The following is a 26,380-nucleotide window of genomic DNA, read 5'->3' as shown; positions in this document are numbered from 1 at the left end:
CAGAGCCTTTCGCCCCTGCGGACGCCCCCGGTTCCCCCGGATCTCGAAGTCCATCGCACCCCTTCAACTGGGGTGTTGCAACGACCACTAGAACGGAAGTTCACGGTGGGGGCGCCCTCTCGCGTACGGCTGGGCCGTGCGGCTCAGCTGTCGATGTGGACCCAGACCGCCTTCGAGGGGGTGCCCGCGTCGTCCACGGCGAAGAGCATGTACCAGCCGTCCTGGACGAGGTTGCGGTTCTCCGGGATGGTCACCTCGATGCCGTCGTCGGTCTTCTCCATGTCCAGCGCGATGGAGCGCTGGTCCACGTCGGTGACGTGGGTGGAGGCGCTCGGCCGGATCAGCCGGGCCTCCTTGAGGGAGGCGGCGTGCAGCGAGTCGAAGACGGCGCTCTCACCCCGGGCCATCTTCTCCGGGCCGCCGCTCAGCGTCGGACGCGCGTCCTTGTAGAGGTAGGGCGGCGTGTAGATCTCGATGCGCTGGTCGAAGGTGCCCGGCTTGGTGTTGCCCTCGTCGGCGTAGAGCGGGTCGGAGCCGAAGACGACGACGCGGCCGTCGGGGAGCAGGATCGAGCCGGAGTGGTAGTTGCGGCCCACCGCCGGGTCGGCGACGCGGCGCAGGGTGTTCTCGGCGGTGTCGTACAGGCGGGCCTCCTTGATGTCGGAGCCGCCGCGTCCGCGGTAGTCCTCGGAGCCGCCGGTGATCAGCACGCTGTCGTCGGGGAGGACCGAGGTCTGCGGGTAGCGGGTGCCCTTGTCGAGGGAGGGCCCGTCGGTGAAGCGCGGGGCGTCGTCCTTCAGGTCGATGATCCGGGTCTTCTCGCTGGACCGCTCGGACTCGCCGACCCCGCCGCCGCCGACCACCATGAACCGCTCGTCCTGCGCCGGGGGCAGCAGCACCGTCGCGGAGGTCTCCATCAGCTTGGGGTCGCTCAGCCCCGGCAGCTTGCGGAAGGTGTTGGTCTCGAAGTTCCAGATGCCCGGGTCGCGGCCGACGTCGGCCGGGCCGTACCCGGCGTTGGAGCCGGAGTAGAAGAGCTTGCCGTCGGGGAGCAGGAAGACCGCCGGGTAGGTCGGCAGCTGCCGGATGCCCTGGGCGTACGTCCACTTCTTGGTCTCGGGGTCGTAGACCTCGTTCTTGCCCGGGACCAGCTGGCCTATCTCGTCCAGGCCGGAGAGGCTGAGGACCTTGCCGTCGGAGAGGGTGGTGAGGGTCGGGTACCAGCGGGCCTCGTTCATCGGGTCGACGGGGATGTACTTCTCCGCGACCGGGTCGAACTCGTAGGTGTCCTTGATCCCCTGGAAGTCCTTCTTGTCCAGGGCGAGTTTCTGCGCGATGCCGTAGAGGTTGCGGGTGTCGGAGCCCTTGAGGCCCTGGATGCGGTAGTTGTCCTCGGCGCCGGTCTCGTGCTTGCGGCCGCTGCGCTCGGCCTCGACGTAGACCCGGCCGAGCCCCGCCTCCGTCCGCAGGAAGGCGCCGGTCTCCTTGTCGAAGATCTTCTCGGCGCGCTCGACGGTGATGTTGTCCTTGGCGACGAAGGTCTTGCCGTTCTCCTTGCCGGTGAACTTGGTCCCGGCCTTGATGGTCTTCGGCGCGTCCGGGTCCTCGTTGTGCACCACCATCAGGCCGCCGGCCTTGGTGACGTCGCCCTTGAGCTTCTCGTACCGCTTGGTGCCGCCGGCCACCAGCAGCTTGCCGTCGCCGAGCTGGGTGTGGCCGGTGCAGAAGAGGTCGTTGGGCGTGGGGATGTTCTTGAAGGTGTTCTCGACCGGGTCCCACAGGACGGTGTCGAACTTCTTCGCGTCGAAGTTGGCCTGGTTGTTCCCGGACCCGGCGACCAGCAGCACCTTCCCGGTCCGCAGCAGCGCCGCGTGGATGGTGTTGAGCCGGTACTTCGCCGGGATGTCGACGAAGTCCCAGTGCCCGTTCTCCGCCTTGTACTCCGGCTGGTTGATCTTGTACTCGTGGTACTGGGCGGTGCCGAAACGGTACAGCGCGGGCCCGTTCATCCCCGCGAGCGCCAGGACCACGGCACCCCCGATCGCGAGACGGCGGGCCCGGCGGCGGCTGGTGGAGCGGTCGGTCATTTCTTACGTCCCCCGAGGGCGATCTGCATCGTCTGGTCGTTCGCGGCCCAGCCGGGCTGGGGCTGTCCCTGCTCCGGCGGGCGGCCGTCCGGCCCCGGCGGGGCGGCGGGCAGGGGGCGGCCGGCCGCGTGCGCGGCCCTGCCGCGGCGCTCCTGGCGCATCGACAGGCGCCAGACGACGATCGGCGCGGCCGTGATCATCAGCGCGAGCGTGGCCCAGACGATCATGGCGGGGTGGTTGTTGCCGAAGAAGAACGACACCACCACCGAGGCGGCGAAGACGAAGATGAAGAAGAGATGGATGCGGAAGGTCCCGAAGAGCGTGTCGGGGCTGGAGGAGTCGCCCTTCGGCGTCACCACGAACTTGCTCTTGCGGCGCAGCACCGAGTCCATCAGGGAGCGCGCGTACAGCGGCGCCGACATCGCCGACATCGCCATGCCGGCCACGCCGCCGGAGCCCTCGGGCTCGTGCGGGGAGACGTTGTGGCGGCGGTTCCAGATGTACAGGCCGATCTGGAGCGCCGAGGCGTTGCCGTAGAGCATCAGCCAGATCGTCGGGTCGATGTTGACGCCGGAGGCGCCGAGGCCGAGGAAGAGGGCGCAGGAGAGCGCGGCCAGAATCCAGTTCAGCGCCGACATCGGGTAGAAGATGATCATCATCGTGTAGTTGAAGAGCTTCGTCGGCGGCAGCGAGTAGAAGCCCTTCCAGTACTGCTTGAGGATCGTCTCGTACGTCCCGCGCGACCAGCGCAGCTGCTGGGTGAAGAAGTCGGTCCAGGCGGTGGGGCCCTCACCGACGGCCAGCACGTCCGGGGTGTAGACGGAGCGCCACTTCTTCCCCGTCTCCGGGTTCTTGGCGCGGTGCATCTCGAACCCGGTCGCCATGTCCTCGGTGATCGAGTCGTACAGGCCGCCGATCTGCTTCAGCGCCTTGATGCGGACCGCGTTGGAGGTGCCGACGAACATCGGGGCGCCGTAACGGTTGCCGGCCCGCTGGATCAGCGCGTGGAAGAGGAACTGCTGCGACTCGGCGGCCTTGGTGACGAAGGTGTCGTAGTTGCCGTAGACCTGCGGGCCGATGACGAAGCCGACGTCCGGGTCGCGGAAGAAGCCGAGCATCCGCTCCAGGTAGTTGGGGAGCGGCACGTGGTCGGTGTCGACGGAGGCGAAGTAGTCGTAGTCGTCGCCGTGCGCGTCGAGCCAGGCGTTGTAGTTGCCGTGCTTGGTCTTGGCGCGGTGCGGGCCCTTCGCCTGGTTCCAGCGGGCCACGCCCTTGCGGGAGAAGTGGTGCACGCCCAGGCGTTCGCAGACCTGGCGGACCTCGGGGTCGTTCCCCTCGTCCAGCAGCCAGATGTGGAGCAGTCCCCGGTGGCGCAGTTTGACCGCCGCCTCCAGGGTCTTCGTCACCATCTCGATCGGCTCCTTGCCGGGCACGAACGAGGTGAGGAAGGCGACCTTGGTGCCCGTCTCGGGCACCACGGGTATCGGGTCCCGGGCGACGAGCGTGGCGTGCGCGTTGGATATCACGTTCATGCAGCGGAAGAACTCGATCAGTCCGATCGAGACGAGCATGACCGTGTCCAGCGCGGGCAGGAAGTCGTACGCCGGGTAGTCCCGCTCGGTCCAGTGTTCGGGCTGCATCAGCCAGACGAAGAGGGTGAGCGAGAGCAGGGGAGCGGCGCAGAGCAGCGCGGCCGCGCGGATGCGGTGCGGCTCCTGCGAGAGCAGCGAGCGGTAGCGCACCTTGTACGGCTTGGACGGGTCCGGCTGCGTGAGCGGCCCGGCGAGTCTGCTGTAGTGCTCGTAGTCGTAGCGTGGCAGCGTCTTCTTGATGCGCCGCGCGCCGCCCGTGCGGGCCGACACCGTCCGCAGCTGGGTCGTCTGTGACGGGTCGCTCGTCTGTGACGGGTCGGATTGGCTCCGCCCACCCGTCGGGCTCGACGTCATGTGTCATTCCCCCCGCACGCGGGCACGCCCGCGTGGTCGTTGGTCCTTTCGCCCGGCGAAGGTCTCCCCGTAACCCTCGCGGACGCGTCAGCTGGGAGGCGCACTCGCGGGTGTGTGCGGTGCGGTGTCCCTCACCTCAGACAGTCCGGGCGGCCTTCCGGTTGCATGATGCCCTCAGCCGCGCCCGTTTTCGAACGGGGCCCCCTCCCCGCCTCCCCCCGCACGGCCGTCCGGTCCCCCGGTCTCCTGTGACGCCCGTCTCGTCCGAGCCCGCGGCTCCAGGTCAGGGTTCTACGCCTCCCCGCATGATCGCAAGAGGGTCCCCGGGGCGGGGCTCGAAGGGTGAGCGGGGGGCGCGTTCGCGGCGGAATGCGCCCCTGGGGAGGCGCGGGCGCAACAGAAGAGGCCCCCTGCGCTGCAGGGAGCCTCTTCGTGTCTGTGCGCCGCCAGGGACTCGAACCCCGGACCCGCTGATTAAGAGTCAGCTGCTCTAACCAACTGAGCTAGCGGCGCGCGCTGACCTGCACAACTCTACCCGATGCCGGAGGGTGCTCCGGACGCCCGCACCGGCCGGGGCGGAGAGTGACCCGCGCCACAGGAGGTGGGGCGTGGCGGTGCGCCGGGGCCCGGTCCGCCGGCGACTGCCGGACCCGGAAGTACCCCCTTTCGGCGGGCGCCGGAGCTGCTCCGTCCGCCGGATCGCCGACATGCGCCCTTTCCCGCCGGTTGCGAAACTGACGCCCGTGCAGATGTGTGCCGCATTCACCACCGCCCGCGAGAGAAACGGCCTGCGGGCCTTCGTGCGCGAAGAATTCCGCCCCGGAGCCGGGCGCACCCGTTTCCGGCTCTCCGGCGGGGAATTCCTGGCGGTACGTCAGAAGCGGGGGAACGCGCTGCGCCGGGCCCTCGTGCTGGCCGTCGCCACGGCCGCTGTCGCCTGCGGGCACCCCGCCTCCGCCCGCGCCGGCGGGCCCTCCCCCTCACTCGGGACTCCGTCGCAGCTCAGGGCGGAGACGCCAGGCAGTCCGCAGGGCGCCCCGGCCCCGCTGTACGGCCCGCCCGGCCGGCCCGCGGGCCCGCCCGCCGTCCCGCCGACCACGCGCGAGGCGATCATCGGCCGGGCCGAGAAATGGATTCGCGCGAAGGTCCCGTACGCCATGAGCGGGTACTGGTCCGACGGTTACCGGCAGGACTGTTCGGGATTCGTCTCGATGGCCTGGAACCTGGACCGCAGTGAATGGACGGGAAGCCTCACGAGCGTCGCGGAACGCATCTCCAAGGACCAGCTGGAACCCGGCGACATTCTCCTCTTCCACAACGCGAAGGACCCGGAGAACGGCTCGCACGTCACGCTGTTCGGCGGCTGGACCGACAGCTCCCGCACCCGGTACACGGCGTACGAGCAGACCCGCCCCGCCACCCGCAAACAGGCCACCCCGTACGCCTACTGGACCAACAGCGCGCAGTTTTTTCCGTACCGGTACCGGGGTCTCGCCGAGGGCGGCGGCCGGAACGCCGACGGATATCCGGGCCGCGAGACCTGGCGGCGACTCTTCTCTTGACGGAGGCACGGATGGGCACCACCAGCAGTGACACCGGCCGCGACCGGGCCGCCCTCGCGGACCCCGTCGCGCGCACCGGCCTCCCCGAACCGGCCTCCCCGGCCCCGGCGGAACGCCCGGCGTCCCCGGAGGCGGCACCGCCCGCCGGTCCGCCGGCCCCCGAACCCGGTTCCGCCACGGGATCGGCCACCGGCTCGGCCCCGGTGGCCGCCCCCGCCGCCGACGACGCGGGGAACTCCGCGCCCCCGCGCCGGGCCGTCCGCGTCATCCGTAACGCCGACACCATGGAGATCCCCGTCCACCTCCTCTTCCGCGAGGAGGCGGACGGGGGCGAGGGAGTGCGGGACGGCGGGCGGCCGGCCGATCCGTTCGCGCCCCGGCCCGCACCCGAGGCCGCGTTCCGCACGGTGGCCGCCCCGCACCGGGGCTCCGCCGGAGCGCACCGCCCGGGGCCGGACGCCCCTCGCGGCCCGCTGCTCTGTCCGCCCGCCCTGGACGAGTCGGTCCCCGCCGAGCATGCGGCGCCCTCGCTCCCCGGCTCCCTCGCGGTGGCCGTCGCGGCGGGCGGGGCCGCCGGGGCCGGGGGTGCCCTGTGGTGGGGCGGGCTGCTCCCGGCGGTGGCCTGGCTGCCCCCGGCCGGGGCGGAGTCCGGCGGGGCGGTGGCCTGGGTGCTGGCCGCCGGAGCCGGGGCGGTGACGGCGGTGTCGCTCGGCGGGCTGGCCCGGGGGAGGACCGGGTGGGCCTGGGTGCAGGGCCGCTTCGGCCGCTACCGGGGGACGGTGCGCCGGACCGGGCTGGTCTGGCTGAATCCGCTGGCGGGCCGGTGCCGGATGGACCTGCGGCCGCGGCACTGGCGCAGCGCGCCGCTGCCCGCCGTGGACGCCGACGGGGTGGCGGTGGAGGTGGTGCTGCACGTGGTGTGGCGGGTGGCCGACACCGCGCGGGCCGCGCACGCCGTGGACGACGTAGCCCGCCACCTCGGGGAGTGCGCGGAGGCGGCGCTGGCCCGGGTGGTCTCGCGCCGGCCGGTGGACGCCTTCCGCCCAGGGGTGCCGACGCTGCGGCACACCGAGGCGGTGGCCGAGGAGCTGACCGGGCTGGTGGCGGGGGCGGCGGCCGTGGCCGGGCTGGAGGTGTTCGCGGTGCAGCCGGTGCGGATCGCCTACGCGCCCGAGGTGGCGGAGGCGATGGGGCGGCGGCGGCTGGCCGCGCTCGACGCCCTCCACCGGGACGCGCTCCTCGCGGAGGCGGTCGACGCGGTGGAGGAGACGGTCCGGCGGCTGACGGCGCGCGGTCTGGTCGAGCTGGACGCCCGCGAGCACAAGGCGCTGGTGCGCGACCTGACCGTGGCGTTCTGCGCCGGGCGGACCGCCGGAGGGTGAGCGGACGGGCAACTCCCGGAAACCGGGGGGCGGTTCGCGTCAAGGGGCCGGATCGGGCGAAAGCGCTCGATACCGGTCCCTGTACCTGTGAGGGAGCTGCCCGGCGAGGGGATTTCGGGGGACCCCCGTTGACCTGCGCTTACTCCTGGGGCGGGTGAGATCCGGAGGTAGAGACCACTGGCCGGTGAGGCGGTGGCCGGAAGGTAATACCACGTCAGAGGTGCTGCTGTCCCAGTTCCGCGATTGGTATGGACATGGTGATGTGGCGCCTCTAATCTCGGCGTTGGTCTAGACCGCAGTGCGCACGCCTCACCGGAGTTCCCCCACGTCCCCCAGGGAGCGGCACCATGCGAAACAAGAAGACATACGCGGCCCTCGTCGGCGCTGCCACGCTCGGCGCGCTCGCCTTCTCCACCGGCGGCGCCAGCAGCCACGGCTACGTCGACAAGCCCATCAGCCGCGCGAAGCTCTGTGCCAACGGCACCGTCAGCAACTGCGGCTCGATCCAGTGGGAGCCGCAGAGCGTCGAGGGCCCGAAGGGCTTCCCGGCGGCCGGCCCCGCCGACGGCTCGCTCTGCTCCGCCGGCAACGCCGGCTTCAAGCAGCTCGACGCCGCCAAGGCGCCGAACGGGTCCGACTGGCCCGCCACCCAGGTCAGCGGCGGGCAGGGCTACACCTTCCAGTGGCAGTTCACCGCCCGCCACCGCACCACGGACTTCCGCTACTACATCACCAAGGACGGCTGGGACTCCAGCAAGCCGCTGACCAGGGCCTCCCTGGAGTCGCAGCCCTTCCTGACCCTGCCCTACGGCGGCCAGCAGCCCCCGGCCACCCTCGCCCACCAGGGCACCATGCCCACCCAGAAGTCCGGGAAGCACGTGATCCTGGCCGTCTGGGACGTCCACGACACCGCCAACGCCTTCTACTCCTGCGCCGACGTCAAGTTCTGATCCGACGCCCGTAGCGGTCGGCACCGCCGTACCCCGGCGGTGACCCCCCACTCTCGCGGCATTCCGCCGCCACCCGCCCCGCCGCCCGGCCGCGCCCCGTGAGCAGGCCGGACCGCGGATCGGGTGTGGCCCCGGAGACGGCCCTCTCCGGGGCCACACCGCTGTCCGGACACGGAAGAAGCCCCCCGCTCGCGCGAGGGGCTTCTCCTTGTCTGTGCGCCGCCAGGGACTCGAACCCCGGACCCGCTGATTAAGAGTCAGCTGCTCTAACCAACTGAGCTAGCGGCGCCTGCTGACAACAAAATAATACCTGGCCCCAGGGGTGCTCCCGACCACGCGGCCGTGGTCCGCCTCACAGGGACCGGTGGTCCGATCGGGGGAGAGGCGGCGTCCGGGCGCGAGAGCGGCTGCCCCGCCTGGCATCAACCCTGGGAGGCGGCGCACCGGGCGGCGCGAGGAAAGGAGCCCTCCCCATGGCACTCGGCGTACAGGAGCGCGAGGAATTCCTCGCCGGCCGGCATGTGGCCGCCCTCGCGGTGGAGCGGGGGGACGGGCGGGCGCCGCTGACGGTGCCCCTCTGGTACTGGTACGTGCCCGGTGGGGAGGTCCGGGTGATCACGGGGGCCGACTCCGTCAAGGCCCGGTTCATCTCGGCCGCGGGGCGGTTCAGTCTGCTGGTGCAGCAGACGGCGCCCACGTATCTGTACGTCAGTGTGGACGGGCCTGTCGTGTCGGCCACGCCGACCACCGTGACCGACATGGTCACCGAGGCGTCGCGGTATCTCGACCCCGAGGGGGTCGGTGACTACGTGTCCGGGAGCGGGGTCACCGAGAGCGACTCGGCCGGGCTGCTCACTCTGGCCATGCGGCCCGAGCACTGGCTTTCCGCCGATCTCGGCTGGGGGTAGCGGGGCCGGGCCGCAGCCGGGGCCTCAAGCGCCGGCCGGGCTGTTCTTTTCGGGGTGCGGGCCGTTCCCCGGTCCCGGTGGGGTGGCCTCAAGCGCCGGCCGGGCTGTTTTTGGCCGGGCTTCGTTGTGCGGTGCCCGTCACGGATGGCCTCAAGCGCCGGCCGGGCTGTTTTTGGCCGGGGTTCGTTGTGCCGTGCCGGTCACTGATGGCCTCAAGCGCCGGCCGGGCTGGTTTTGGCCGGGGTTCGTTGTGCCGTGCCGGTCATTGATGGCCTCAAGGGCCGGTCGGGCCTATGTCGGGCGGCTCAGAGGTTCAGGGGGTGGCCGGTGGTGGCGTCGACGTGGGTGGGGACGGGGTCGTGGTGGGTGCCGACGGTGGGGGTGCCGGTGGGTTCGAAGAGGAGGATGGTGGCGCCGGTGGGGGCGTGGGGCTTGTGTGCGGTGCCTCGGGGGACGGTGAAGACGGAGCCCTGGGGGAGGTGGACGGTGCGTTCTCCGGCGGGCTCGCGCAGGGAGATGTGGAGGTCGCCGGTGAGGACGAGGAAGAACTCGTCGGTGTCGTCGTGGGCGTGCCAGAGGTGTTCGCCCTTGACCTTGGCGACGCGGACGTCGTAGTCGTTGACGCGGGTGACGATGCGGGGGCTCCACAGGGCGTCGAAGGAGGCCAGGGCCTGGGCGAGGGCGACGGGGTCGTTGCTCATGGGGTCATCCTGGGGCGTTCCGCCGGGGCGTCGTGAGTGCTAGGAATCGCACATGGCGAAAGAATCCTCGCAGGAGCGGCAAGGGGCGGAGCCGCATCGGGTCGTCGTGGTGGTGGACGAGCACTCGAATCCGTTCGAGCTGGGCTGCGCGACCGAGGTCTTCGGGCTGCGCCGGCCGGAGCTGGGGCGGCAGCTCTACGACTTCCGGCTCTGCTCGCCGGAGCCCCGCACGCTGATGCGGGACGGCTTCTTCACCCTCACCGGGGTCGCGGGGCTGGAGGCGGCCGACGCGGCGGACACCTTGATCGTCCCCAACCGTCCGGACACCGAGGTGCCCCGGCGGCCCGCCGTGCTGGACGCCGTCCGCCGGGCGCACGCCCGGGGCGCCCGGCTGGTCGGCTTCTGCAGCGGGGCCTTCACGCTGGCCGAGGCCGGGGTCCTCGACGGACGCCGGGCCACCGCGCACTGGCAGTGGGCGGACGACTTCCGGGCCCGTTTCCCCTCCGTCCGGCTCGAACCGGAGGTGCTCTTCGTGGACGACGGGGACATCCTCACGGCGGCGGGGAGCGCCGCCGCGCTCGATCTGGGGCTGCACCTGGTCCGCCGCGACCACGGCGCGGAGGTCGCCAACGCGGTGAGCCGGCGGCTGGTCTTCGCGGCCCACCGGGAGGGCGGGCAGCGCCAGTTCGTGGAGCGCCCCATGCCCGACCTGCCGGACGAGTCCCTGGCGCCGGTGCTGGCCTGGGCCCAGGAACGGCTGGACGCGCCGCTCACCGTCGCCGGTCTCGCGGCGCGGGCGGCGGTCAGCCCGGCGACGCTGCACCGGCGCTTCCAGGCGCAGCTGGGCACGACCCCGCTGACCTGGCTCACCCGGGAGCGGCTCGCCCTGGCGTGCCGGCTGATCGAGCGGGGCGAGTCCCGCTTCGAGATGGTCGCCCGGCGCAGCGGGATCGGCACCGCCGCCCATCTGCGCACCCTGATGCGGCGCGAGACCGGCATCACGCCGTCGGCGTACCGGAGCCGGTTCGGGCCGGAGGCCGCGTGACCCGCCGACGCCTCACAGGGCCAGGGAGAGCAGGACGGGGGTGGCGTTGCGGTTGAGCGCGAGGGCGGCGTCGTGGAGGCGGTGGGCGTGCTCGACCGGGAGGGAGAGGGCGAGGCAGTTGGCGGAGGCGCCGGCGGTGAGCGGGACGGCCGCGCAGACGGTGCCGACGGCGTACTCCTGGAGGTCGAGGACGGGCACGCTCGGGACGTGCGCCTCCAGGCGGGTGAAGAGGGCGCGTTCGCTGGTGATGGTCCGCGAGGTGAGCCGGGCCGGACGGTGGCGGGCGAGGTGGTCGCGCCGTCCGTTGACGTCGAGCTGGCTCAGCAGGCTCTTGCCGATGGCGCTCGCGTGCGCCGCCGACCGGAAGTCGACCCACTCGTTGACGCGCGGTACCCCGGGTCCGTCCGCGACGTCGGTGACCCGGATCTCCCCGTCGACGTACCGGCTGACGTAGACGGCCGCGCCGATGGTGTCCCGCAGTCGCTCCAGCTGCCGCTGGAGCCGTCCGCGCACCACGACCCGCCCCGGCTCCCCGCCGTAGGCCCCGGCGACATACCCGCCGTCGGGCAGCCGGCGTACGTACTCCTCCGCGCGGAGCATCCGCAGCAGGGCGGCGACCTCGGTGCGGGGGAGGCGGGTGGCGGCGGCGATGGCCGGTTCGGTGACGCCCGAGGAGTGGCGGGAGACGGTCTCCAGGACACGCAGCGCCTTGCGTACGGAGCGGTACGGGGCGGCGGACTCGTACGTCAGTGCCACGGATTCCCCCTGCATGGACCGGACGCGGATCGCTGGGCTCGTCGTCACGATAGCCGCCAAGCTCCCCTGTGCGCCGGGGTGTTGGCCGATCGGCCGTCCCGCTGGTCAGGAACGCGCCACCCTGGCACTTGCCAGGGGCATACCCGTGCGCGCACGGGGGCGCACGGCGAAGGGCCGGTGCGCCGTGGTGGCGTACCGGCCCTTCGGGGGGTGCGGGGTGTCAGAGGACCGCGCTGAGGAACTCGCGGGTCCGGGCGTGGTCCGGGTCGCCGAAGATCTTCTCGGCGCTGCCGGTCTCGATGATGTGGCCCTCGTCGAACATCATCACCTGGTCCGAGATGTCCCGGGCGAAGTTCATCTCGTGGGTCACGCAGAGCATGGTGATGTCGGTGCTGCGCGCGATGTCGCGCAGCACGTCGAGGACGCCCGCGACCAGCTCGGGGTCGAGCGCCGAGGTGACCTCGTCGAGGAGGAGCACCTGCGGCCGCATGGCCAGCGCGCGGGCGATGGCGACGCGCTGCTGCTGGCCGCCGGAGAGCTGCGAGGGGTACTTGTCGAGGTGCTCGGTGAGCCCGACCAGTTCCAGCAGGTCGCGGGCGCGGGACTCCGCCTCGTCCTTGGAGAGGCCGAGCACGGTGACGGGCGCCTCGGTGATGTTCCGCAGCACCTTCATGTTGGGGAAGAGGTTGAACTGCTGGAACACCATGCCGATGTTCTTGCGCACCTCGCGGATGTGCTTCTCCCCGGCCGGGACGAGCTTGCCGCCCCGCTCCTCGTGGGTGAGGTAGTCGCCGTTGACCCTGATCGTGCCCTCGTCGGGCTTGAGCAGGGTCATCAGCAGTCTGAGGATGGTCGTCTTGCCCGAACCGGAGGGCCCGATCAGGGTGACGTGCTTGCCGGAGTCGACGCCGAAGGTCAGGTCGTCGAGGACGGTGTTGCTGCCGAACCGCTTGGTGACCTTGTCGAAGCGGATCAGCTCCTTCCCGTCCACCGGGGGGTTGGCTTCCTGGTTGCTGGGGGTGGTGTCAGCGGACAAGACGACGCTCCAGGGCTCGCAGAAGAAGAGACGCCGGGTAGGCGATGAGGATGAAGGCGATACCGACGACGGTCAGCGGTTCCGTGTACTGGAACGTCGCGGCGCCCTCCAGACGGGACTGCTGGAGCATCTCCAGCACACCGATACCGGCCAGCAGCGGCGTGTCCTTCAGCATCGACACGACGTAGTTGCCGAGGGCCGGGACGACACGGCGGATCGCCTGCGGCAGGATCACCGCGGTCCAGGTGCGGCGGGCGGGCAGGCTCAGCGCGGTCGCCGCCTCCCACTGGCCGACGGGGACGGCGTCGATGCCCGCGCGGTAGACCTGCGCGGTGTACGTCGAGTAGTGCAGGCCGATGGCGATGATGCCGGTGGTGAGGGCGGAGAACTGGATGCCCCACTCGGGCAGCACGAAGAAGAGGAAGAACAGCTGCACCAGCAGCGGCGTGTTCCGGATGAACTCGGTGACGATCGTGACAGGCCAGCGGACGAACCGCGTGGGCGCCCGGAAGGCGATGGCCCAGACGAGCCCGAGGGTGAAGGAGATGAGCGAGCCGATCACCGTGGCCTGGAGGGTGACGAGCACCCCGTCCCAGAAGCGCGGCATGAAGTCCGTGACAGCGGACCAGTCCCAGTTCATATGCCGGCACCCCCGGGCTTGTCGGAAAGCTCGGTCTGCTGCCGAAGGCCCAGCTTGGCCATGAGGCCCGGCCCCTTCTCGGGCTTCTGCCCGATGCCGGCCTTGGTCTTGGCCTCCAGGGCGCGCATGCCCCGGGTCAGCACGAAGGCGATGACGAAGTAGATGAGCAGCGAGATCGTGTAGATCTGTGCGCTCTCCTGGGTGGCCAGCCGCACCAGGTAGGCGGCGAAGGAGACGTCACCCACGCCGAGCAGCGAGACGATCGCGGTGCCCTTGAGCAGCTCGATCAGGAGGTTGTTGAAGGGCGGGATCATCTCGGGCACGGCCTGCGGCAGCAGGATGAGACGCATCCGCTGCCAGGGCGTGAAGCTGAGCGCGACCCCCGCCTCGCGCTGAGCCGGTGTGACCGAGTTGAGCGCGCCCCGCACCACCTCGGCGCCGTACGCGCCGTAGGAGAGACCGAGGGCCAGCACGGCGGCGTACATGGGCACGAACTGCCAGCCGAAGAGCGGCGGCACCACGAAGAAGAGCCAGAACATCAGCACCAGTGCCGAGGTGCCCCGGAAGATCTCCGTGTAGAAGCCGGCGAGGAAGCGCACGAACTTCGAGCGGTGCGTCCGCGCCATGCCGACCCCGAAGGCCACCACGGTGGCGAGGGCGGCGCTGTAGAACGTCAGCTGGACGGTGACCCAGATGCCGGGCAGGACCCAGTTTTCCCACAGACCGGTCGTCATACGGCGCAGAGCTCCTTCGCCGTCATGGTGGTCATCTCGTCCTTGGTGAACCCGAAGGGGCGCAGGATGCGGAAGAGCTCACCGCTCTTCTTCATCTTGTGGAGCTCCTTGTTGACCGCGTCCCGCAGCTCGGTGTCGTTGAGGCGGAAGGCGAAGCCGCCGCCGTCGATCTTCTCCTTGCCGCCGACCTTCGGCGGGAAGGGCTCCGTGGTCTCGGCCTTGCGGCTCTTGGTCACCACCGAGCGGGTGGTCAGCGCGGTCCCCGCGAAGACGTCGACGCGGCCGGACTCGACGGCGTTGAGGCCGGCGACCTGGTCCTGGAGGATCACGATGTCCCTCTCGGCGATCCCCGCCTCCATGGCGTAGCCGATCTCGGCGTAGCCGGCGCCGGTGGCGAACTTGGCCTTGGACTTGACGACGTCCTCGTAGTTCCGGAGGTTCTTCGGGTTGCCCTTGCGGACGATGAAGGCGTCCAGCATCTGGTACTCCGGGTCGGCGAAGAGGACCTGGCCGCACCGTTCCTTGTTGATGTACATGCCGGCCGACACCACGTCGAACTGCTGGGAGCCCAGCCCCGGTATGAGCGAGCCGAACTCGGTCGCCACCGGCTGGACGTTGGCTATTCCCAGCCGTTTGAAGATCACCTTGGCGAGTTCCGGGGCCTCCCCGGTGAACTCGCCGCTCTCGTCGATGTACCCGAAGGGCACCTCGCCCGCGATGCCCAGGCGGACCGTGCCCGCGGAGCGCAGCCGCTCCAGCGTGCTGCCCTCCGGCACCCGTGAGCAGCCCGTCGCCCCCACCGCCCCGGCCGTGCCCAGCACGGCCGCGCCGGCGAGGAGCGACCTTCGTCGTATGCCTCGTCGTCTACTCGGAACCATGGGCGCGCGGCTACCCGAACTCAAGCGAGGTATGCGGATGAATTTGCGCCCATGTCGCGGGAGATAGCAGCGGGGACCAGTGGGCACCATGGGTGCATGACCGAACGCTTCATCGACATCTCCCTGCCCAAGCGGGGCGTCCACTGCACCGCACGGCTCCTCGACGACAAGGCCCCGGTCACCTGCGCGGCGGTGTGGGAGGCACTGCCCCTGAGCGGCGACGTCTACCACGCGAAGTACGCCCGCAACGAGATCTACGCCCTCTTCGAACCCTTCGCCGCCCAGGAACCCCCGCTGGAGAACCCCACGGTCACCCCCATCCCCGGGGACCTCTGCTACTTCACCTTCAACGGCACCCAGCTCGGCAACCGCGCCTACGGCTACGACACCACCGGGGCGGATGTGCGGGCCGGGGCGACCCTCGTCGACCTCGCCCTCTTCTACGAGCGCAACAACCTGCTCATCAACGGCGACATGGGCTGGATCCCCGGCATCGTCTGGGGCACGGTCGTCGACGGCCTGGAGGAGATGGCCGCCGCCTGCAACGACCTCTGGCGCGCGGGGGCGCTAGGTGAAGCCCTGAGCTTCCGCCGCGCCTGAGCGCGCCCGGGGACGCGCCCCGGGAGCCGGAGACTCCGCCGGGCCCAGGGGCGTTACGGAGTGTCCGGCTCGCCGGGGGCGTACGCCTGGTCAGAGCGCCGGGGGTGCGATTCCGGCCGCGCCCGCCGCGTACAGGGCGTGCGCCGCCCGCAGGACCAGGGCGTCGGCGTGGCGCGGGCCGACGATCTGGAGGCCGACCGGCAGGCCGCGGGCGTCGGTGCCGACCGGGACCGAGGCGGCGGGCTGCTGGGTGAGGTTGAACGGGTAGGTGAACGGCGTCCACCCGGTCCACCGGCGGTGGCCCGAGCCCTTCGGCGCCTCCAGGCCCGCCTCGAACGCCGTGATCGGCAGCGTCGGCGTGACCAGCAGGTCGTACCGTTCGTGGAAGCGGCCCATCCGGCGGCCCAGCTCCATCCGGGTGTCGACCGCCGCCAGGTAGTCGAGCGCGCTGTACCGCGCCCCCTGCCCGCAGACCTCCCGCAGCCCCGGGTCGAGCAGCGCCCGTGCCTCGGGCCCCAGCGGCTGCACCACCCGCGCCGCCCCGCTGAACCACAGGGTGTGGAAGGCGTCGACCGGGTCGGTGAAGTCCGGGTCGTCCTCGCTCACCCAGGCGCCCAGCGCGGCCAGCCGCTCCACCCCGGCCCGTACCGCCGCCGCCACCGCCGGGTCGACGGCGACCTGGCCGCCGAAGGTGGGGGAGTAGGCGACGCGCAGGCCGCGCACCCCCTCGTCCAGGCCGGTGCGGAAGCTCTCCGCGACCGGGCCCAGCTGCGACCAGTCACGTGCGTCGGACCCGCTGATCACGTCCATCATCAGCGCCGCGTCCCGCGCGTCCAGCGTCATCGGCCCGATGTGCGCGAGCGTGCCGAAGGCGCTCGCCGGGTAGAGCGGGACCCGCCCGTAGGTCGGCTTGAGCGCGAAGACCCCGCAGAAGGCGGCCGGGATGCGCACCGACCCGCCGCCGTCCGTGCCGAGCGCGAGAGGGCCCGCGCCGAGCGCCACCGCCGCGGCCCCGCCGCCGCTGGAGCCGCCGGAGGTGAGCGCCGGGTCGTACGGGTTGCGGGTCGCGCCGCTCAGCGGGGAGTCGGTCACGCCCTTCCAGCCGAACTCCGGCGTCGTCGTCTTGCCGAGGAAGACCGCCCCGTGCTCCCGCAGCCGCGCCACCGAGGGCGCGTCCTCCTCCCACGGCCCCGCGGCCCGGACGGTCCGCGACCCCTTGAAGGTGGGGCCGCCGCGCTGGAGCAGGATGTCCTTCACCGTCACCGGCACCCCGTCCAGCAGCCCGGCCGGCTCCCCGCGCTCCCAGCGCCGCGCCGACTCCTCCGCCTGGGCGAGCGCCGCCTCCGCGTCCACCCGCACGAAGGCGTTGACCGCGGGCTCGGTCGCCTCGATCCGGGCCAGGGCGTCCCGGGTGGCGTCGACCGGGCTGAGCGTGCCCGCCCGGTAGGCGGCCAGCAGGGCGGTGGCGGTCACCGGGGCGGGGGAGGCCCCGGTCCCGGGGGCCGGGATCTGCGCCCCGGGCGCGGACGGTGCGGCGGCGTTGCCCTCGGTGTCGGTCGGTGCGATGCGGTCGGTCATCCGCCCCTCCTGGGGTTCGCCGGTCCGCGCGGGACCGGGTGCAGCCGATCAGTTCCGTACGGCGGTCCCGCGCGTCCGTGCGGCGGTCGCGCGGTGGCCGTCCCGCAAGCTCTCCCCGTCAGGCGCCCGGGACATACCCGCGCTCCTTGTCGACCACGTTCCGCAGTGGCCGGCCCGCCTCCCACAGGGCGTACAGCTCCAGGAACTGCTCGCCCAGTTCGTCGCGCCAGCCGACGGTGTCGCCGCTCATGTGCGGGGAGACGACCAGGCCGGGCGCCTCCCACAGGGGGCTGGTCGCGGGGAGCGGTTCCTCGGCGAAGACGTCGAGCGCCGCGCCCGCGATCCGCCCGGCGGCGAGCGCCTCGGCGAGGTCCGGCTCGACGACGTGGGCGCCCCGCCCGATGTTGACGAAGCAGGCCGACTCCCTCATCCGGGCGAACCGGCCGGCGTCGAAGAGGCCGCGCGTCTCGTCGGTGAGCGGGGCCGCGCAGACCACCCAGTCCGAGGCGGCGAGCAGACCGTCCAGCTCGTCCTGCCCGTGGATTCCGTTACGGGCCGTCCGGCCGACCACCGAGACGTGCACCCCGAGCGCGGTCAGTACCCGGGAGATCGCCCGGCCGATCGGGCCGGAACCGACGACGCAGGCGCGTGTTCCGGCCACCCGCCGGGTCTCCCGGTGGCGCCACTCCCGGGCCGCCCCCAGCTCCAGCGTGCGCGGCAGATCCTTGGCGAAGGCCAGCACCAGCGCGGCCACGTACTCGGCGATCGGCTGGTCGAAGACGCCCCGCGCGTTGGTCACCACGGTGTCCGAGGCGACCAGTTCCGGGCAGATCAGCCGGTCCGCGCCGGCGCTCGCGGTGTGCACCCAGCCGGGCCGGGCGCCCGGTCCGGGCCACGCCTCGCGGACCGCGTCGGAGAGGAAGTCCCACACCAGCAGGACGTCCGCCTCGGGCAGCAGCGAGGCCAGCGAGGCGGCGTCGGCGTGCAGGACGCGGGCCCGTCCGGCGAGTGATTCCAGCCGTGGCGGCGGGTCGGCGTCGAGGACCAGGAGGGTCGGCTCGAAGGGCCGGCCCTGCGTCGGGTGAGGCGAAAGTGCCTCGTCGGATACGTGCGGGAAACCCATGGGCAACGTGCTTCCGCTTCCGTGGTGGGTACCGGCCGGAAAAGCCGGTCCGAAGCTGTCCGGGACGTGCGGATTGACCACGCTGGCACCCGAAACTACCGTCGTCAACAGAAGCCCTTCGCCACGGGGAATCGCCGAAGTCACGGAGAGTTCTCGGCCGGTCACGCGCTTCAGGCTCTGTCCCGACGTCCCGGCGCACGTGCCGGCATCCGCACCCCCCTCCCGGCTCCGGCCGGTTCCGCGAGCACCATTTTCGAAAATTGGGGCCTGCTCATGGACGTCTCCTTTCTGGGCGGACCGCACCCGCAGCACGGTGTCGGTGTGGTCGCACCCTTCGATTTCGCACTCGACCGGGAACTCTGGCGATGGGTACCCGACGAGGTCTCGCTCCATCTCACCCGGACGCCCTACGTCCCCGTCGAGGTCAGCCTCGACCTCGCCCGGCTGGTCAGCGAACACGCCACGCTCCACGAGGCGGTCCGCGCCCTCAGCGCCGCCGAGCCCCAGGTCCTCGCCTACGCCTGCACCTCGGGCAGCTTCGTCGGCGGCCACACCGGTGAACGCGCCATGTGCGCGGCGATGACCCAGGCCGGCGGGGTCCCCTCCGTCACCACCTCCGGCGCCCTCCTCGAAGCCCTCGCGGAACTCGGCGCCCGGCGGATAGCCCTGGTCACCCCCTACACCCGGTCGGTCACCCGCTCCCTGGAGCGGTACCTGGCCCGGGGCGGCATCGAGGTCACCGCCCGCGCCAACCTGGGCCTGACCCACCACATCTGGCAGGTCCCCTACCGGTCCGTCTCCGCCATGGCCCACCGCGCCGTCCGCCGCAAGCCGGTCGACGCCCTCTTCATCAGCTGCACCAACCTGCCCACCTACGACGTCATCCCCCAGCTGGAGGCGGAGCTGCGCATCCCCGTGCTCTCCGCCAACCAGGTCACCATCTGGTCCGCCCTGCGCCATCTCGGCATCGGCGCGGTCGGCCCGTACCAGGCGCTGCTCAACCCGTCCGCCCGCCCCGGCGCGAGCGAGTTCGGCACGACGGCACCCGGCCCGGCCGCTCCCCGCAAGGGCGGCAGCGACCACCCGGTGCTGCCGGACACCCCGCTCCTGTAGGGCGGGGGGAAGGAGGCCCGCCGGGCGTGCCGGGAAAAACCGGGCCCGTCCGGGCGGGCCTCGCGGGACATGGCGGCCCGATGTGCGGGAATCGGAGCAGTTAAGCCCGTCTGGGGGACCGGAGGACCGTCAGCGGTCCCGGAGACGACGTCGAAAGGGAAAGGGCACACATGACAGCGCTCGGCTTTCTCTACCCGGGGCACTCCGCCGAGGACGACTACCCGCGCATCGAGGTGCTGATGGGCGGCAGCGTCCGGCTGCACGTCATCCACACCGACATCGGCGAGGACGCCCACCGCGTCGACGCCCTGCTGGAGATGGGTTCCCCGGCCCGGCTCGGCGCGGGCGTCGAGGAACTGCGCCACTCCGGCGCCGAGGCGGTCGTCTGGGCCTGCACCAGCGGCAGCTTCGTCTACGGCTGGGACGGCGCCCACGACCAGGTCCGCGCCCTCGCCCAGGCCGCCGGACTCCCCGCCTCCAGCACCTCCTTCGCCTTCGCGCACGCCGTCAAGGAGATCGGGGCGAGCCGGGTCGCGGTCGCCGCGACCTACCCCGACGACGTCGCGGGCCGCTTCTCCGACTTCCTCAAGGCCTCCGGCACCGAGGTCGTCCAGGAGAAGGCGAGCGGCATCATCACCGCCGCCGAGGTCGGCACCTGGGGCCGGGACGAGGTCCTGGAACTGGCCCGCTCCGGCGACCACCCCGACGCCGAGGCGGTCCTGCTGCCGGACACCGCCCTGCACACCGCCGCGTACCTCACGGAGCTGGAGGAGGAGCTGGGCAAGCCCGTCCTCACCGCCAACCAGGTCACGGTCTGGGAGGGGCTGCGGCTGGCGGGGCGCCGGGTCCGCGAGCCCGCCCTGGGCACCCTCTTCCTCCAGAAGCCCCAGGTGGTCTCCTGAGCGGGCCGGTGGTCTCCTGGGAGAGCGGGCCCGGGAATAAAACGGAGCCACCCTCCCGTTAAGCGGGGGTTCGCACCCCCAGCAACAGGAGGCACCCCCGTGGACGACATCCGAGGAAAGGTCCAGGGCACCGCCCCGACCCCCCTCTCCGTACTGGACCTGGCCACCGTCGGCGCCGGCCAGACGTCCACGGACGCCCTGCACGCGGCGGTCCGGATCGCCCGGACCGCCGACCGCCGGGGCTTCACCCGCCACTGGGTGGCCGAGCACCACTCCATGCCCGGCGTCGCCTCCTCCTCCCCAGCGGTGATCCTCGCCCACCTCGCCGCCCACACCGAGCGGGTACGCCTCGGCTCCGGCGGCGTGATGCTGCCCAACCACGCCCCGCTCGTCATCGCCGAGCAGTTCGGCACCCTGGAGGCGCTGGCGCCGGGCCGCGTCGACCTCGGACTCGGGCGCGCCCCCGGTACCGACGGAGCCACCGCCGCCGCCCTGCGCCGCACCGACCGGCTGCACGAGGGCGCCGACGACTTCCCCGAGCAGCTCGCCGAGCTGATCCGCTTCCTCGACGACGACTTCCCGGACGGTCACCCCTACCGGCGTATCCACGCGGTGCCCGGTCCGGTGCAGGCCACCACCGCGGGCGGCGTCCAGTCCCCGCACCGGCCGCAGATCTGGCTGCTGGGCTCCTCCGGCTTCTCCGCCCGCCTCGCCGGGATGATGGGCCTGCCCTTCTCCTTCGCCCACCACTTCTCGGCCCGCAACACCATCCCGGCGCTCGACCTCTACCGCGAGTCGTTCCGCCCCTCGGCCGTCCTCGACGCGCCCTACGCCATGATCGGCGTCTCCGCGTTCGCCGCCGACGAGGCGAAGGAGGCCCGGCGCCAGGTGCTCACCGGCGCCCTCAACATGGTCCGCCTGCGCCGGGGCGCCCCCGGGCTCGTACCGACGCCCGAGGAGGCCGAGGCGCACTCCTTCTCCGCCGTCGAGCAGGACTTCATCGACGACTGGCTCTCCAACGTCGTCCACGGCACCCCCGACGAGGTCCGCGCCGGCCTCGACGACCTCCAGAAGCGCACCGGCGCCGACGAACTCATGCTCACCGCCAACGCCCACACCCAGGACGCCCGCGTCCGCTCCTACGAACTCATCGCGGACGCCTACGGGATGCCCGACCTGGGCTGAGCCCGGCCCCGCTTCGCGGGGCGAACTCCCGACGGGGCCTGCGCGGTTCCGGCTGCCCCTCCCGGGGGGCCTCAACCGCCGGCCGGGCTCGGAGGGTGGCTCAAGCGCCGGCCGGGGTCAGGTGCCCCGAGCGCAGGGCCGCCACGACGCCGCCGTCGACCAGCAGGTCGTTCCCGGTGATGAAGGACGCGCCGGGGCCGAGCAGGAAGGCGGCGGCCTCCGCGATGTCCTCGGGCGTGCCCAGCCGGCCGGTGCCCGAGGCGGCGACCATGGCGCGCATGGTCCGGCCGCTGACGCCGTCCAGCTCCTGCTGTCCCATCGGGGTGGCGATCACGCCCGGGCTGACGGAGTTGATCCGCGCACCCCGCGCTCCCCAGGCGGCGCTCGCCGCCTGGACGCGCAGCCGGTTCCCGTACTTCGCCAGCCCGTAGGCGCCCTGCCCCAGCGCCTCGGGGTCGGCGAAGGGCAGGCGCAGCAGCTCCCCGGCCGGGGTGTGGGCGAGCGCGCTCTCCTGCTCGGCGGTGAGCGGGGTCCGCAGCATGTGCCCGGCCATGCTGGCGATCACCACCCCGGCGCCGCCGGGGGCGACGACGTGCCCGAACTCCTCGACGACCAGCGCCGTCCCGAGCAGGTCCACCCGCAGGACGGCGGCGGGCGACGCCTGGACGGGGGAGAGCCCGGCCGTGTGCACCACCTGGGTCACCGGCCCCAGCCCGGCGGCCGCCTCGGCGAGCGCCGTGACCGAGGACGCCGAGGAGACGTCCACCGCCTGGGTGACGACCTCGTGCCCCTGCCCGCGCAGCCGCTCCGCGACGGCGGCGAGCGTCGCCTCGTCGAAGTCGGCGAGCAGCAGCCTGTTCCCCGGCCCCTGCCGCCGGGCGATGGCCTCGCCCATCCCTCCGACACCGATGACGACGACCACGTTCCGGCCCATACGACACACCCCTCAATAACGTTACGGTACGTTCCGTAACGCCAGCCTACTCGTAGGATCGCGCCATGGACGAGGTACGACGGCCCGGGCGGCCCAGGGACGCGGCGCGGGACGACGCCCTGCTGGACGCCGCCCGGCAGGTCCTCCTGCGGGACGGGTACGCCGGGCTGTCGATGGAGAAGGTGGCCACCCTCGCCGGGGTCGGCAAACCGACGCTCTACCGCCGCTGGCCCTCCAGGGCGGCCCTGGTCGCCGACGCGGTGCTCCACAGCTTCCTCGCCTCGGTGCCCGGCTCGCCGGCGCCCGGCCCGCACGCCACCGGCTCCCAGCGGCTCGCCGACTGGTTCCGCGCCTACGCCGCCTCGGTGGGCGACCCGCACCACGCCGCGATGGTCCTCGCCCTGACCGCGGCCGCCGCCGAGAGCCCGCACGCCGCCGAGAGCCTCTACCGGCAGCACACCCGCGGGCAGTACGAGAGCCTCGTCGGCCACCTCCGGGCCGGGGTGGCGAGCGGCGAGTTCCGCGCCGACGCCGACCTGGAGGCGGTCGCCGACGCCCTGATCGGCTCCGTCCTCTACCAGTTGCTCACCCGCACGGAACAGGCCGCGCCCGCGCGGGCCGAGCACCTGCTCCAGCTCCTCCTGGCCGGGCTGCGCGCCCCCGGCAGGCCGGGCTGAACGCCCGGCTCACCCCTGCTGCCGCAGCAACCCGGCGATCCGCTCCGGCCCGACCGGCCGCGACCACAGCCACCCCTGCCCGGTGTCGCACCCGATCCCGCGCAGCCGGCGCGCCTGCTGGGCCGTCTCCACGCACTCGGCGGTGACGGTCAGCCCCAGACGGTGGGCGAGCGAGACCATCGCCTCGACCACCACCTCGTCCGCCGCCCCCGGCGGCACGTCGTCCCGGAAACTGCGGACGAACGACCCGTCGAGCTTCAGCACGGAGACCGGCAGCCGGCTCAGGTACGAGAGGTTGGAGTACCCCGTGCCGAAGTCGTCGATGGCGATCCGCACCCCCATCGCGCTGAGCGCCTGGAGGACCCGCAGCGGCCGCCCGGCCGAGCCCATCAGCGCCGACTCGGTCAGCTCCAGCTGGAGCAGTTCGGGCGGCAGCCCGGTCGCCTCCAGCGCCGCCGCCACGTCCGCCACCAGGTCGGAGTCCCAGACCTGGCGCACGGCCACGTTGACGCTGACGAAGATCGCCCGGCGGCCGGGGCGCGCCACCTGCCAGGCCCGCGCCTGCGCGCACGCCGTGCGCAGCACCCACCGGCCCAGCTGGACGACGGAGCCGTCCTCCTCGGCCTGCCCGATGAAGCGGCTCGGCGGCAGCGTCCCGAACTGCGGGTGGCGCCAGCGCACCAGCGCCTCCACCCCGCTGGTCGTCCCGTCCGCCAGGTCCACCAGCGGCTGGTAGTCGAGGACGAACTCGCCGCGCCCGATCGCGGGCCGCAGCTCGGCCGCGAGGACCTGGCGGGTCATCCGGTGGGCGTTGCGCTCGGGGTCGAAGAGGGTCCACCGCCCGCCGCCGTCGGCCTTGGCCCAGTACAGCGTGGTGTCGGCGTCCTGCATCAGCTCGGTCGCGGTGGTCGCGGAGGCGGGCCGCTCCACCACGCCGACCGAGGCCGACACGGAGAGCCGCTCCCCGTCCGCGTCGAACGGCTCCTCCAGCGCGACCAGCGCCGCCGCCGCCAGCGCGGTGAGCTGCTCGGTCCCCGAGGAGTCCGGCACGAGCAGGGCGAACTCGTCGCCGCCGAGCCGCGCCACCAGCGGCGTACGCCCGCCCCGCGCCCCGGCGACGGCGACCCGGCTCAGCCGCTCGGCGACCGCGGTCAGCAGCAGGTCGCCGGTGCGGTGGCCGAAGGTGTCGTTGACCGCCTTGAAGCCGTCCAGGTCGAGATAGCAGACGCCGATCCGCCCCGTCCTGGCCTGCCCGGCCTCCGGCGGCCAGCGGTCCTCGGGGTGCTCCCCGTGCTCGGCCGCGCCCTCCGGTCCGGACGGCCCCGCGACCGAGGCGAGCCGTTCGAAGAAGAGCGCGCGGTTGGGCAGCCGGGTCACCGGATCGTGCATCCGCAGGTCGCGCACGCGCGCCTCCAGCTCCCGCCGGGCGCTGATGTCGGTCACCGACAGCAGCGCGCCCCCGGGCCCGTCGGCCCGGGGTGGCTCCACGGCCACCAGTAACCACCGGGCGCGCCCCTCGGCGTCCCGCACCCGCCGGGTGCGCCGGAGCCCGGCCCGCCGGCCTTCCAGCACCGCCCGTACGGTCTCGTCGCCGGGCCGGCCCAGCAGCTCGGCCGCCACCCTGCTCAGCGCGCCCGCGCCGGGACCGGTGCCCAGCAGCGCCGCGAACGCGTCGTTGGCCTCCACCACCCGCCCCGCCCGGTCCAGCACCGCCAGCGCCATCGGGGCGCGCCGGAAGGCGTCCGCGCGGACGTCGGCGGGGGAGTGGGCGCGGGCGCCCGGCACCGGCGGCCGCGGCTCGCACCCCGTGGCCGCGACCGGTGGGTCGAACGGCGGGGAGTCGTGCGGCGGCCGCTCCTGGGGCCTGGTCTCGTGGAGCCGGTGTTCCTGGGGCGCAGCCGGTGCCTGCCCGGTCGCGGCTGACGGGCCTTCGGTCGTTCCGCTCACCACTCGCTCCCGTTCCGTGAGGGGGACGCGTCCGGCCGGGTGCGCGGCCCTTGGGCCCGGCCGCGCTGGCGTCGGCGTTCCGGCGTCCTCGTAGGGGAAGTGTGCCGATCATAGAGGCCGCGTGGAGAGGGCATCCAGCACGGCGCGTGGGGGCGCGCGCCCGGCGCTCAGGCGCATCACGCCTGCGCCGGGGGTGCGCAGAACGACCACCGCGCGGTCCTTCGAGGCACGGCTGCCGCACCCACCGGACACCACCTCCACCCGAACGAGTCCCGCGAGGGGTTGCCCAGTTCGAGCGGAGATCACTCCTCCGGGCGAGACAAACGAGGCGTTGCGGCAGAAAAGCGACCAGGCTGGCCGGGATGTGCCGTCCCCGACCGACCCGGAGGCCGCCTTGCCGCGTCAGGAGGACCCGCGGGAACACGCGCCGGCCGCACGGGCCGCGGGCGCGGAGCGCGTCACGCCGCGTGCGCTGGGCGCCGGCGCGGTGGCGCTCCTCGCCCTGGTGGCGACCTCTCTGGTGGCGGGCCCCGCCTCGGCCGCGCCCCCGGGCGGCCCGTGCGCCCTGCCGCGCACCCCGGCCCACCACTCCGAGGGGCTCGACACCTGGAACGGCGCCTACCCGCGCCCGCTCGGCAGCCTCGACGCCGTCCTCGTCTTCCTCTCGTTCCCCGACGCCACCCCGCGCACCACCCCCGCCGAGCTGACCGCCGACTACTTCCCCGACGCCACCAACTTCTTCGACCGCTCCTCGTACGGCCGCTTCACCCTGCGCCCGCACCCGCAGAAGGAGTGGCTGACCATGCCGCAGCCCTCCACGGCCTACGAGATACGGCGCGACTGGAACGCCGCGAGCCGCTCCGCCTACCTCCGCGACGCCCTGAAGGCCGCCGACCCGGTCGTCGACTTCTCGCGCTACGACATCGTGTACTTCGTCGCCGACCCGGACGCCCCCGGCGTGGACTCCGACGCCACCAAGGTGGTCAACTTCAGCCGCCCCCTGGAGGCCGACGGCACCCCGATCCGGCGCGTCGTCACCCTCTTCGAACGCCACCCGCCCGACCGCAACGTCCTCGCCCACGAGACCGGCCACGTCTTCGACCTGCCCGACCTCTACCACCGGCCCACCGACAACAAGGGCGACTGGGACACCCACGTCGGCGACTGGGACCTCATGGGCAGCCAGTTCGGACTCGGCCCGGACCTCTTCGCCTGGCACAAGTGGAAGCTCGGCTGGCTCGGCCACCAGCAGATCACCTGCGTCCAGGGCGAGGGCTCGCACCGCCTCTCCCTGGAGCCCGTGGCCGCCGACGCGCCCCTGCCCGGCTCCGGCACCCGCCTCGCGGTCGTCCCCGAGGGGCCCGGCACCGTCATCGCCGTGGAGGCGCGTACCGCCGAGGGCAACGACGTGGACGTCTGCCGCGAAGGCATCCTCGTCTACCGTGTCCGCACCGACCTGCCCTCCGGCGCCGGCCCCGTCGAGGTCCTCGACGCCCACCCGGACACCGCTGCCTGCTGGGGCCGCTCGGTCTACCCCGACCTCGCCGACGCCCCCGTCCAGGAGGGCGAGACCTTCACCGTCCCCGGCACCGCCCCCGGCGAGGGCGTACGCGTCGAGGTGGAGGACCGCACCCCCTCGGGCAGCTGGACCGTCAACCTCACCACACGGCTCTGACCAGCACCGAAAGCCCTCGGA

General features: G+C 72.8%; 23 protein-coding genes and 2 tRNA genes. 11 read left to right on the top strand and 14 right to left on the bottom strand.

From position 1 onward, the window contains the following. Nucleotides 1-143: 143 nt before the first annotated feature. The 3 genes from glxA to IF45_RS0121740 form a co-directional block, all read right to left on the bottom strand. Nucleotides 144-2,087: a radical copper oxidase GlxA gene (gene glxA / locus IF45_RS0121750; protein WP_030309034.1), complete on the bottom strand. Its 1,944-nt coding sequence runs from the start codon at nucleotides 2,085-2,087 to the stop codon at nucleotides 144-146. Then, complete coding sequence (locus tag IF45_RS0121745; RefSeq protein WP_030309032.1) at nucleotides 2,084-4,033, bottom strand: glycosyltransferase family 2 protein; 1,950 nt, start codon at nucleotides 4,031-4,033, stop codon at nucleotides 2,084-2,086. The genes glxA and IF45_RS0121745 overlap by 4 nt, the downstream gene beginning before the upstream one ends. A 439-nt stretch (nucleotides 4,034-4,472) precedes the next feature. Continuing rightward, a tRNA-Lys gene (locus IF45_RS0121740) sits at nucleotides 4,473-4,546 on the bottom strand. Nucleotides 4,547-4,782: 236 nt separating this feature from the next. Here IF45_RS0121740 and IF45_RS0121735 point away from each other — a divergent pair. The 3 genes from IF45_RS0121735 to IF45_RS0121725 all read left to right on the top strand — a co-directional run bounded on the left by IF45_RS0121735 (nucleotide 4,783) and on the right by IF45_RS0121725 (nucleotide 7,927). Next, a complete protein-coding gene (locus tag IF45_RS0121735; RefSeq protein ID WP_242534276.1) occupies nucleotides 4,783-5,595 on the top strand; it encodes an NlpC/P60 family protein in 813 nt (270 codons plus the stop codon). Between the two features lie 11 nt (nucleotides 5,596-5,606). Next, entirely contained in the window at nucleotides 5,607-6,977 is a 1,371-nt protein-coding gene (locus IF45_RS0121730) for an SPFH domain-containing protein (RefSeq protein WP_030309029.1), read from the top strand. A gap of 347 nt (nucleotides 6,978-7,324) precedes the next feature. Beyond that, nucleotides 7,325-7,927 (top strand): lytic polysaccharide monooxygenase auxiliary activity family 9 protein, encoded by a 603-nt coding sequence (locus IF45_RS0121725; RefSeq protein ID WP_003950607.1) that lies wholly within the window; start codon nucleotides 7,325-7,327, stop codon nucleotides 7,925-7,927. A 215-nt stretch (nucleotides 7,928-8,142) separates the two neighbouring features. Here IF45_RS0121725 and IF45_RS0121720 read toward each other — a convergent pair. Further along, nucleotides 8,143-8,216: transfer RNA gene (locus IF45_RS0121720), tRNA-Lys, on the bottom strand. 184 nt (nucleotides 8,217-8,400) lie between these two features. On the opposite strand from IF45_RS0121720, the gene IF45_RS0121715 reads away from it, so the two are divergent. Next, entirely contained in the window at nucleotides 8,401-8,835 is a 435-nt protein-coding gene (locus tag IF45_RS0121715; protein WP_003950608.1) for a pyridoxamine 5'-phosphate oxidase family protein, read from the top strand. Between the two features lie 305 nt (nucleotides 8,836-9,140). Here the strand turns inward: IF45_RS0121715 and IF45_RS0121710 are convergent, their stop codons facing one another. Then, on the bottom strand, nucleotides 9,141-9,536 hold the full coding sequence (locus tag IF45_RS0121710) for a cupin domain-containing protein (RefSeq protein ID WP_030309027.1): 396 nt from the start codon (nucleotides 9,534-9,536) through the stop codon (nucleotides 9,141-9,143). 52 nt (nucleotides 9,537-9,588) lie between these two features. Here IF45_RS0121710 and IF45_RS0121705 point away from each other — a divergent pair, with 52 nt between their 5' ends. Continuing rightward, nucleotides 9,589-10,581 (top strand): GlxA family transcriptional regulator, encoded by a 993-nt coding sequence (locus IF45_RS0121705; protein ID WP_030309024.1) that lies wholly within the window; start codon nucleotides 9,589-9,591, stop codon nucleotides 10,579-10,581. Between the two features lie 12 nt (nucleotides 10,582-10,593). Here IF45_RS0121705 and IF45_RS0121700 read toward each other — a convergent pair whose 3' ends face one another. From IF45_RS0121700 to ehuB, 5 genes are all read right to left on the bottom strand, one after another. Further along, nucleotides 10,594-11,337 carry an IclR family transcriptional regulator domain-containing protein gene (locus IF45_RS0121700; RefSeq protein ID WP_030309019.1) on the bottom strand — a complete coding sequence of 248 codons (744 nt, stop codon included), beginning with the start codon at nucleotides 11,335-11,337 and terminating at the stop codon, nucleotides 10,594-10,596. 220 nt (nucleotides 11,338-11,557) lie between these two features. Beyond that, nucleotides 11,558-12,373, bottom strand: a complete 816-nt coding sequence (gene ehuA, locus IF45_RS0121695) for an ectoine/hydroxyectoine ABC transporter ATP-binding protein EhuA (RefSeq protein ID WP_010642626.1) — start codon at nucleotides 12,371-12,373, stop codon at nucleotides 11,558-11,560. Next, nucleotides 12,363-13,013: an ectoine/hydroxyectoine ABC transporter permease subunit EhuD gene (gene ehuD, locus IF45_RS0121690; RefSeq protein WP_030309016.1), complete on the bottom strand. Its 651-nt coding sequence runs from the start codon at nucleotides 13,011-13,013 to the stop codon at nucleotides 12,363-12,365. The genes ehuA and ehuD overlap by 11 nt, the downstream gene beginning before the upstream one ends. After that, a complete protein-coding gene (gene ehuC, locus IF45_RS0121685; RefSeq protein ID WP_003950614.1) occupies nucleotides 13,010-13,747 on the bottom strand; it encodes an ectoine/hydroxyectoine ABC transporter permease subunit EhuC in 738 nt (245 codons plus the stop codon). Before ehuC ends, ehuD begins: the two co-directional genes overlap by 4 nt. Beyond that, nucleotides 13,744-14,625 carry an ectoine/hydroxyectoine ABC transporter substrate-binding protein EhuB gene (ehuB, locus tag IF45_RS0121680; RefSeq protein ID WP_003950615.1) on the bottom strand — a complete coding sequence of 294 codons (882 nt, stop codon included), beginning with the start codon at nucleotides 14,623-14,625 and terminating at the stop codon, nucleotides 13,744-13,746. Before ehuB ends, ehuC begins: the two co-directional genes overlap by 4 nt. Nucleotides 14,626-14,721: 96 nt before the next feature. Here ehuB and IF45_RS0121675 point away from each other — a divergent pair, with 96 nt between their 5' ends. Next, on the top strand, nucleotides 14,722-15,225 hold the full coding sequence (locus IF45_RS0121675; protein ID WP_003950616.1) for a DUF3830 family protein: 504 nt from the start codon (nucleotides 14,722-14,724) through the stop codon (nucleotides 15,223-15,225). Between the two features lie 90 nt (nucleotides 15,226-15,315). Here the strand turns inward: IF45_RS0121675 and IF45_RS0121670 are convergent, their stop codons facing one another. Beyond that, nucleotides 15,316-16,803, bottom strand: coding sequence for an amidase (locus tag IF45_RS0121670; protein ID WP_030309013.1), 1,488 nt, complete (start codon nucleotides 16,801-16,803; stop codon nucleotides 15,316-15,318). 118 nt (nucleotides 16,804-16,921) lie between these two features. Next, entirely contained in the window at nucleotides 16,922-17,926 is a 1,005-nt protein-coding gene (locus tag IF45_RS0121665) for a D-2-hydroxyacid dehydrogenase (RefSeq protein WP_003950618.1), read from the bottom strand. A 273-nt stretch (nucleotides 17,927-18,199) separates the two neighbouring features. Between IF45_RS0121665 and IF45_RS0121660 the strand changes: the two genes are divergently transcribed. From IF45_RS0121660 to IF45_RS0121650, 3 genes are all read left to right on the top strand, one after another. Next, complete coding sequence (locus IF45_RS0121660) at nucleotides 18,200-19,039, top strand: maleate cis-trans isomerase family protein (RefSeq protein WP_003950619.1); 840 nt, start codon at nucleotides 18,200-18,202, stop codon at nucleotides 19,037-19,039. A 170-nt stretch (nucleotides 19,040-19,209) separates the two neighbouring features. Beyond that, complete coding sequence (locus IF45_RS0121655) at nucleotides 19,210-19,941, top strand: maleate cis-trans isomerase family protein (protein WP_003950620.1); 732 nt, start codon at nucleotides 19,210-19,212, stop codon at nucleotides 19,939-19,941. A 99-nt stretch (nucleotides 19,942-20,040) separates the two neighbouring features. Then, on the top strand, nucleotides 20,041-21,126 hold the full coding sequence (locus IF45_RS0121650; protein ID WP_003950621.1) for an LLM class flavin-dependent oxidoreductase: 1,086 nt from the start codon (nucleotides 20,041-20,043) through the stop codon (nucleotides 21,124-21,126). A gap of 100 nt (nucleotides 21,127-21,226) precedes the next feature. Here the strand turns inward: IF45_RS0121650 and IF45_RS0121645 are convergent, their stop codons facing one another. After that, a complete protein-coding gene (locus IF45_RS0121645; RefSeq protein ID WP_030309011.1) occupies nucleotides 21,227-22,060 on the bottom strand; it encodes an SDR family oxidoreductase in 834 nt (277 codons plus the stop codon). A gap of 65 nt (nucleotides 22,061-22,125) precedes the next feature. Between IF45_RS0121645 and IF45_RS0121640 the strand changes: the two genes are divergently transcribed. Continuing rightward, nucleotides 22,126-22,737, top strand: coding sequence for a TetR/AcrR family transcriptional regulator (locus tag IF45_RS0121640; RefSeq protein WP_003950623.1), 612 nt, complete (start codon nucleotides 22,126-22,128; stop codon nucleotides 22,735-22,737). A gap of 9 nt (nucleotides 22,738-22,746) precedes the next feature. Here IF45_RS0121640 and IF45_RS0121635 read toward each other — a convergent pair whose 3' ends face one another. After that, on the bottom strand, nucleotides 22,747-24,684 hold the full coding sequence (locus tag IF45_RS0121635; RefSeq protein WP_015507158.1) for a putative bifunctional diguanylate cyclase/phosphodiesterase: 1,938 nt from the start codon (nucleotides 24,682-24,684) through the stop codon (nucleotides 22,747-22,749). 364 nt (nucleotides 24,685-25,048) lie between these two features. Between IF45_RS0121635 and IF45_RS0121630 the strand changes: the two genes are divergently transcribed. Beyond that, nucleotides 25,049-26,359, top strand: coding sequence for a M6 family metalloprotease domain-containing protein (locus tag IF45_RS0121630; protein WP_010642610.1), 1,311 nt, complete (start codon nucleotides 25,049-25,051; stop codon nucleotides 26,357-26,359). Nucleotides 26,360-26,380: the final 21 nt, after the last annotated feature.

Source organism: Streptomyces albidoflavus, from assembly GCF_000719955.1.
GTDB lineage: Bacteria > Actinomycetota > Actinomycetes > Streptomycetales > Streptomycetaceae > Streptomyces > Streptomyces albidoflavus.
The sequence above is the reverse complement of the archived record's forward strand: the minus strand, read 5'-3'. Positions and strand labels throughout refer to the sequence as shown.

What these genes read in the sequence shown, in the direction of transcription:
- glxA (WP_030309034.1), bottom strand. Translation starts at nt 2,087, where the DNA reads ATGACCGACCGCTCCACCAGCCGCCGCCGGGCCCGCCGTCTCGCGATC.
- IF45_RS0121745 (WP_030309032.1), bottom strand. Translation starts at nt 4,033, where the DNA reads ATGACGTCGAGCCCGACGGGTGGGCGGAGCCAATCCGACCCGTCACAG.
- IF45_RS0121735 (WP_242534276.1), top strand. Translation starts at nt 4,783, where the DNA reads ATGTGTGCCGCATTCACCACCGCCCGCGAGAGAAACGGCCTGCGGGCC.
- IF45_RS0121730 (WP_030309029.1), top strand. Translation starts at nt 5,607, where the DNA reads ATGGGCACCACCAGCAGTGACACCGGCCGCGACCGGGCCGCCCTCGCG.
- IF45_RS0121725 (WP_003950607.1), top strand. Translation starts at nt 7,325, where the DNA reads ATGCGAAACAAGAAGACATACGCGGCCCTCGTCGGCGCTGCCACGCTC.
- IF45_RS0121715 (WP_003950608.1), top strand. Translation starts at nt 8,401, where the DNA reads ATGGCACTCGGCGTACAGGAGCGCGAGGAATTCCTCGCCGGCCGGCAT.
- IF45_RS0121710 (WP_030309027.1), bottom strand. Translation starts at nt 9,536, where the DNA reads ATGAGCAACGACCCCGTCGCCCTCGCCCAGGCCCTGGCCTCCTTCGAC.
- IF45_RS0121705 (WP_030309024.1), top strand. Translation starts at nt 9,589, where the DNA reads ATGGCGAAAGAATCCTCGCAGGAGCGGCAAGGGGCGGAGCCGCATCGG.
- ehuD (WP_030309016.1), bottom strand. Translation starts at nt 13,013, where the DNA reads ATGAACTGGGACTGGTCCGCTGTCACGGACTTCATGCCGCGCTTCTGG.
- ehuC (WP_003950614.1), bottom strand. Translation starts at nt 13,747, where the DNA reads ATGACGACCGGTCTGTGGGAAAACTGGGTCCTGCCCGGCATCTGGGTC.
- ehuB (WP_003950615.1), bottom strand. Translation starts at nt 14,625, where the DNA reads ATGGTTCCGAGTAGACGACGAGGCATACGACGAAGGTCGCTCCTCGCC.
- IF45_RS0121675 (WP_003950616.1), top strand. Translation starts at nt 14,722, where the DNA reads ATGACCGAACGCTTCATCGACATCTCCCTGCCCAAGCGGGGCGTCCAC.
- IF45_RS0121670 (WP_030309013.1), bottom strand. Translation starts at nt 16,803, where the DNA reads ATGACCGACCGCATCGCACCGACCGACACCGAGGGCAACGCCGCCGCA.
- IF45_RS0121665 (WP_003950618.1), bottom strand. Translation starts at nt 17,926, where the DNA reads ATGGGTTTCCCGCACGTATCCGACGAGGCACTTTCGCCTCACCCGACG.
- IF45_RS0121660 (WP_003950619.1), top strand. Translation starts at nt 18,200, where the DNA reads ATGGACGTCTCCTTTCTGGGCGGACCGCACCCGCAGCACGGTGTCGGT.
- IF45_RS0121655 (WP_003950620.1), top strand. Translation starts at nt 19,210, where the DNA reads ATGACAGCGCTCGGCTTTCTCTACCCGGGGCACTCCGCCGAGGACGAC.
- IF45_RS0121645 (WP_030309011.1), bottom strand. Translation starts at nt 22,060, where the DNA reads ATGGGCCGGAACGTGGTCGTCGTCATCGGTGTCGGAGGGATGGGCGAG.
- IF45_RS0121640 (WP_003950623.1), top strand. Translation starts at nt 22,126, where the DNA reads ATGGACGAGGTACGACGGCCCGGGCGGCCCAGGGACGCGGCGCGGGAC.